The sequence below is a fragment of the Salibacterium aidingense DSM 18341 genome, assembly GCF_000429685.1.
GTDB lineage: Bacteria > Bacillota > Bacilli > Bacillales > Marinococcaceae > Salibacterium > Salibacterium aidingense.
Window position 1 is genome coordinate 48802 of sequence record NZ_AUCI01000022.1, and the last position, 6136, is coordinate 54937.

At 46.3% G+C, this 6136-nt stretch carries 5 protein-coding genes and 1 pseudogene; all 6 read right to left on the reverse strand.

The genetic code is table 11. The features are described from left to right. Positions 1-16 precede the first annotated feature (16 nt). The gene (clpC, locus tag G475_RS0117735) at positions 17-2470 is read right to left on the reverse strand and encodes an ATP-dependent protease ATP-binding subunit ClpC (protein WP_026702426.1); all 2454 of its coding nucleotides are present in this window, start codon (positions 2468-2470) and stop codon (positions 17-19) included. A gap of 27 nt (positions 2471-2497) precedes the next feature. Then, complete coding sequence (locus tag G475_RS0117740) at positions 2498-3577, reverse strand: protein arginine kinase (protein ID WP_026702427.1); 1080 nt, start codon at positions 3575-3577, stop codon at positions 2498-2500. Then, a complete protein-coding gene (locus G475_RS0117745) occupies positions 3577-4119 on the reverse strand; it encodes a UvrB/UvrC motif-containing protein (protein WP_026702428.1) in 543 nt (180 codons plus the stop codon). Before G475_RS0117745 ends, G475_RS0117740 begins: the two co-directional genes overlap by 1 nt. Before the next feature lie 28 nt (positions 4120-4147). Then, positions 4148-4612: a CtsR family transcriptional regulator gene (locus G475_RS0117750; RefSeq protein ID WP_026702429.1), complete on the reverse strand. Its 465-nt coding sequence runs from the start codon at positions 4610-4612 to the stop codon at positions 4148-4150. A gap of 114 nt (positions 4613-4726) precedes the next feature. After that, a complete protein-coding gene (locus G475_RS0117755; protein WP_035711730.1) occupies positions 4727-5437 on the reverse strand; it encodes an MgtC/SapB family protein in 711 nt (236 codons plus the stop codon). A 504-nt stretch (positions 5438-5941) separates the two neighbouring features. Then, positions 5942-6136: pseudogene (locus G475_RS27565) on the reverse strand (IS256 family transposase); the annotation flags it as partial.

A 6136-nucleotide genomic window follows, 5' to 3' on the forward strand; every position in this document is an offset into this window, starting at 1 on the left:
AAGTGTCTCTTATTGATTACGTGGTTGCTTCCGATTTGGTTTCAACAAAATATTCTCCGTCTTTCACATCGATATAAGCCGTATCCCCTTTTTGAATAGAACCACGCAGCAGTTCTTCGGAGAGACGGTCTTCAACCTGACGCTGGAGAGCACGGCGAAGCGGGCGGGCCCCATATTCTGGATCAAAACCTTCTTCTGAAATCTTATCTTTGGCTGCATCACTTAATTCAAAATTAATGCCTTGTTCTGCGAGACGCTCTTTCAGCTGCTCGGCCATGAGTACTACAATTTCTTTAATATGCTTTTTCTCAAGACTGTGGAACACAATAATCTCGTCGATCCGGTTCAGGAACTCAGGACGGAAGGTGTTCTTTAGTTCTCCCATCACTTTGTCGCGCATATCCTTAAAGTTTTCCGCGTCATCTGTATTGGTAGTGAAACCAACATAGTTATTCTTGCGGAGCAGGTTGGCTCCAACGTTGGAAGTCATAATGATGGCCGTATTCCGGAAATCGACACGGCGTCCTTTGGAATCGGTCAAAAATCCGTCTTCCAATACTTGCAGAAGAATGTTAAAGACTTCCGGATGGGCTTTTTCCACCTCATCCAGCAGAATAACGGAATAAGGATTACGGCGGACTTTTTCGGTCAGCTGACCGCCCTCTTCAAAGCCGACATATCCGGGCGGCGAACCTACCAGACGGCTGGTCGCGTGGCGTTCCATAAATTCGGACATGTCAATCCGGATAACCGATTCTTCATCCCCGAACAATGTCTCAGCCACAGCCCGTGCCAATTCTGTCTTACCGACACCGGTAGGTCCAAGGAAAATAAATGAACCAATCGGGCGTTTTGGATCTTTTAATCCGGCACGGGCACGGCGTACCGCCTGAGAAACGGATTTGACCGCTTCATCCTGGCCGATCACGCGGTTGTGAAGAATTTCTTCCATTTTAAGAAGGCGTTCGGTTTCTTCTTCCGCTATTTTGGAAACAGGAATTCCCGTCCAGCTTGCCACCACCTGGGCAATATCTTCCGGGGTGACCTCCGTATTTTCTTTCCCCTGCTTTTCTTTCCATTCATTTTTCATATTCTCTACTTCTTCACGGAGCCGCTGTTCACTGTCACGCAAAGAGGCTGCTTTTTCAAACTCCTGGCTCTGCACGGAAGCATCTTTTTCTTTCCGTGTTTCTTCCAGCTTTTGTTCCAGTTCCTTGAGATTCGGCGGAGCGGTATAGGAACGCAGACGTACCTTGGAACCCGCTTCATCAATCAGGTCGATTGCCTTATCCGGGAGGAATCGATCGGAAATATAACGGTCAGACAATTTCACCGCTTCCTCAATAGACTCATCTGTAATGGTTACACGATGATGAGCTTCGTAGCGGTCACGCAGGCCGGCAAGAATCTGGATGGATTCTTCCGTAGTCGGTTCATCCACCTGGATAGGCTGGAAACGGCGTTCCAATGCCGCATCTTTTTCAATATACTTTCTGTATTCATCAAGAGTCGTTGCGCCAATGCACTGCAATTCTCCGCGGGCAAGAGAGGGTTTCAGGATATTGGAAGCATCTATCGCCCCTTCTGCACCGCCTGCACCAATAAGGGTATGAAGCTCATCAATAAAGAGAATGACGTTGCCGGCTTGACGAATTTCTTCCATTACTTTTTTCAAACGGTCTTCAAATTCTCCTCGGTATTTCGTGCCGGCCACGACCGTTCCCATATCCAGAGTCATGACACGTTTACTGCGGAGGATTTCCGGTACTTCATTGGAAATAATCGATTGTGCCAGACCCTCAGCAACAGCCGTTTTCCCGACACCCGGTTCACCAATCAACACCGGATTGTTCTTTGTACGGCGGCTCAATACCTGAATGACCCGTTCAATTTCATTACTGCGGCCAATGACCGGATCCAGGCCTTCTTCCTTCGCTACTGCTGTTAAGTCTCGGGCCAGGCTATCCAAGGTTGGAGTGTTGGCGTTTGTTGCACCGGAGGCTGCTGCCTGCTGCTGATTCCCACCGGAAGATTCGTTATTTCCGAGCAGCTGAAGCACCTGCTGACGGGCTTTATTCAAGCTTACCCCGAGGTTATTCAATACCCGTGCTGCTACTCCTTCCCCTTCCCGGATCAGACCGAGTAAAATGTGTTCTGTACCTACATAGGAATGCCCCAGCTTTCTTGCCTCATCCATCGACAGCTCTATCACTTTCTTGGCTCTCGGGGTGTAATGAATCGTCTTAGACCCTTCCTGCCCTGTGCCGATCAGAGCCTCTACTTCCTTCTGGATCTGGTCCGAACCAAGATTCAGAGCCTGGAGGGCTTTGGCCGCTATTCCTTCTCCTTCCCGGATCAATCCCAGCAGAATGTGTTCCGTACCTATATTATTATGCCCAAGGCGGATTGCTTCTTCCTGCGCCAGAGCCAATACCTTCTGGGCTCTTTCTGTAAATCGTCCAAACATCATGTACGCGCACCTCCACTTTTTTATAGCTTACTCTTCGTTTTCTTTCTCTAGTTCCATTCTCTCACGAATAAGCGCAGCCCGTCTCACATCACGCTCATCCGCCGATAATTCTTTTCCCGCATATTGCTGAAGAAACGCAGGCTGTGTTAAAATCATCAATTCATTTAAAATATTACCCGATATTCCGTGTATTAAATCCAGATCAATACCAAGCCGGACATCAGAAAGGCGTTTCGTTGCTTCCTTCGACTCCATTACTCGGCTGTTTTTAAGCAGCCCGTATGAACGGAACACTTTATCCTCCATCTGGATTCTGGAAGAACGCATCAAAGTCCCCCTCGCAGAGCGTTCCTGTTGTATTACCTGGGTCACGACCCCTTTTAGGTCCTCCACAATATCTTCTTCTGATTTCCCAAGGGTCATTTGATTGGATATTTGAAAAAGATTACCCTGGGCCTCGCTTCCCTCTCCATATATTCCGCGGACCACCAGACCAAGCTGGTTAATGGCAGGCAAAATCCGGTTCAGCTGCTGGGTCATAACAAGAGCAGGTAAATGCATCATAACAGATGCCCTCATGCCTGTGCCAACGTTGGTGGGACAGCTCGTTAAGTACCCTCTTTTCTCATCAAACGCATAGGTGACTTTTTCCTCGGCACAATCATCCAACTTATTCGAAAAGTCTAATCCTTCGTCTAATTGGAACCCCCGGAAGAGAGACTGCATCCGTATATGGTCTTCTTCATTCAGCATAATGCTCACCGACTCATCGGGACTCAGCATTACCGCTCCATGCCGGGAATGTTCAGCCAGATGCGGGCTGATTAAATGCTTCTCCACCAGCACCCTTTTTTCATTGAAAGAGAAATCGTCCATTTTCAGTAGTTCCAAAGCTCCGTCCGCCCCTGCAGGGATTGTTGATAATTCTTCCGATACATGACGCAGCACTTGTTCAGAAACATCACTGGAAGCAAAAATGGGAAAAGGATAATTTTTCAGATTCCTGGCCAAGCGAATCCGGGTGCTTAATACGATATCACTATCAGGTCCCGGCCCGCTTTTCATCCACGGACTTATCGCTTGAGATATAAAACGCTGCAGTGACATTAAGCCTCCTCCTCCCCGTTCTGTATTTTTCCTTCGAGTTCCCGTATTTGATCACGCAAACGTGCGGCTTCTTCAAATTCTTCCTGTTCTATACTGGTGCGGAGGCTTTCCCGTAGTTTTTCAATTTCCCGTTGAACCTGCATGGTTCCTCCTGTCCTTTTCGGGACTTTCCCTGCGTGGCGGTCATTTCCACTATGCACCCGGTTAAGTATGGGATCCAGTTTCGCATCAAATGCTTTATAGCAGTGAGCGCAGCCAAATCTTCCTACTTTGGCAAATCTCTCATACGTCAACCCGCACTGATCACAAACCAATGGTTCCGGCTCGGCTCTGGACGTCTTAAATTCATTGTTGCCAGATATTTGATCCACATTCAGCAGTCCCGATAATAGTTCATGAATGGAGTAACTGTTTGAACCTGGAATTTGTTCACCTTTATCACGGGCACACTCATCACATAAGTGCATTTCCGCTTTTTTTCCATTGATAATCTTTGTGAAATGCAGAGTAGCCTGGCGTGTTTGACATTCTTGACAAATCACTTCCTTTTCCTCCCTCCGCCATGTCGTTCTATTTATATCGCAGGCTCAAAAGCATTGCTTTAAGCATTTTAGCCCGCAGCAAATCACGTTCTTCTGCGTATTTCAAGGATAAAATATTCCGGTCTGCCGCGGAAAGCATAATATTGGCTTCCCGTTTGGATATTGCTTCTTCTTCATACAGGCGCATAATGATGCTTTCGGCTGTAACCTGGTCTACTCCTCCCTCAATAAGCATTAACAATTGATCAATCAGTTCAGCATGATCATCCACTTTTACCTTGGTAATGCGAATGTACCCCCCGCCGCCCCTTTTGCTTTCCACGATATACCCCTTCTCATTGGTAAAACGGGTGCTGATGACGTAATTTATTTGGGAAGGAACACATTCAAAACGTTTTGCTAACTCACTTCGCTTTATTTCTATCAAATCCCTGTCGCTTTGGGTGAGAATCTGTTTTAAATATTTTTCGATCACATCCGAAATGTTTCGCAAAAGGGCCAACCTCCTTCCTGGCATCTAAACGTTTTCTCTTCCTCTGACCTTGACTATCTTTGACTTTAAATATAATACAAAGGAGGAGAAAATTCAAGAGAAGTGTCCTTCCACTTAAGAAGGAAGCGTCATTTCTACTTCAAGCACACCCTTCGTTTTTACCAGCTGGTCATAAAGGTGGGTGCGGTTCATCTGATTCGACCCTTCTATATGAAATACAAACGATAACTTTCGTTCCTGCTGTTCCGTATTATCCGCACTCCCGGTTACCTTTTTGACCAATACGTTCTCCTTCTCAAACATCTCCACAATCTCTGAGAGGGCGGCATATTGATTATCCAGCATGACTTCAATTTTTTCATCCCGGGGAGAAGAACGGAAAAACCGTTCTATATTGTTTAAGAAAAACAGGCTTAACAACACAACAACAGTAGTTAAAATAGCCGCAAAATACATGCCTGCTCCTGCAGCCAAACCTATAGCAGCCACAACCCAGATTGAAGCAGCGGTGGTCAATCCCTTAATGGAGACCCCCTGCACAATAATCGTTCCCGCTCCTAAAAATCCCACCCCGCTAATCACATAGGAAGCTAAACGGGAAGGATCATACGCCGAAACTCCCGGATTTTCTTCAAGATACGATTGAAACCCAAAAAGAGCCATGACCATAGCTAAACATGCTCCTGTGCCTACCAGCAGGTGGGTGCGGAAACCTGCCGGGTGTCTTTTGTATTCCCGTTCCGCTCCAATAAGACCAGCCAGGCATGCCGCTGATAAGATTCGTGCCATTATTATATAAGATTCCTGTGACATAAATGCATCCATAATACATCCCCTTTCTGCCTTCGCCTTTTTATCATGTAAATATTCATTCATTATAACTTATATGTTTCTTGCCGAGAATATTTGTTCTGCTGCGATTATCCCCTGTACCACCAAATCAAAAACCTGTTTTTTATATAATTTTTTGAGCTGCAGTACAAGGAAAGATCGCCCAAGGCCATCACTAAAGAAGCTTCCAGCACATTGCTTTGTTACGGTGACAAAGGGAGGGAGTTGGCGAAGCCCGTGCGGACATTCATTCCGTTAAATGGGATAATTCGCGGCCAGGGGCGGGTTTTTCGGACATTTGTTCCGCTATCCGGGCGTAGACCGCTTCTTTGCCATTCAAAAAGGGAAAATAACGGAATAGATGTCCGAATGCTCCTTCAAAAAAAGGGTCACGTCAATAATTTTGTGTAAGATGGCAGGGACCCTTTATGAACACTAGAATTATTTCTTTTATTCCTCCCACCTTCCCCTAGGGGAAGGTGGGAGGAATTTTTCATTTTAGCTCGTGGTTCCATATTTTTCCCAAAACTTTTGTTGAAGCTCTGCCTTCTTCTTCGCAAAGCCGTGAGCCGTTTGTTGTTTGTTCTCATTAAACCGAATGCATTGGAGATAAATCATTTTCTCCACCGCCCGTTCGGTAGGGAAGGTGACACTCTTTTTGCTTCGGCGTTTGATTTCCGACATGAAGCGTTC

Bases quoted from the DNA above. Each gene is read 5' to 3' on its own strand.
- clpC (WP_026702426.1), bottom strand. From the start codon at position 2,470: ATGATGTTTGGACGATTTACAGAAAGAGCCCAGAAGGTATTGGCTCTG.
- G475_RS0117740 (WP_026702427.1), bottom strand. From the start codon at position 3,577: ATGTCACTGCAGCGTTTTATATCTCAAGCGATAAGTCCGTGGATGAAA.
- G475_RS0117755 (WP_035711730.1), bottom strand. From the start codon at position 5,437: ATGGATGCATTTATGTCACAGGAATCTTATATAATAATGGCACGAATC.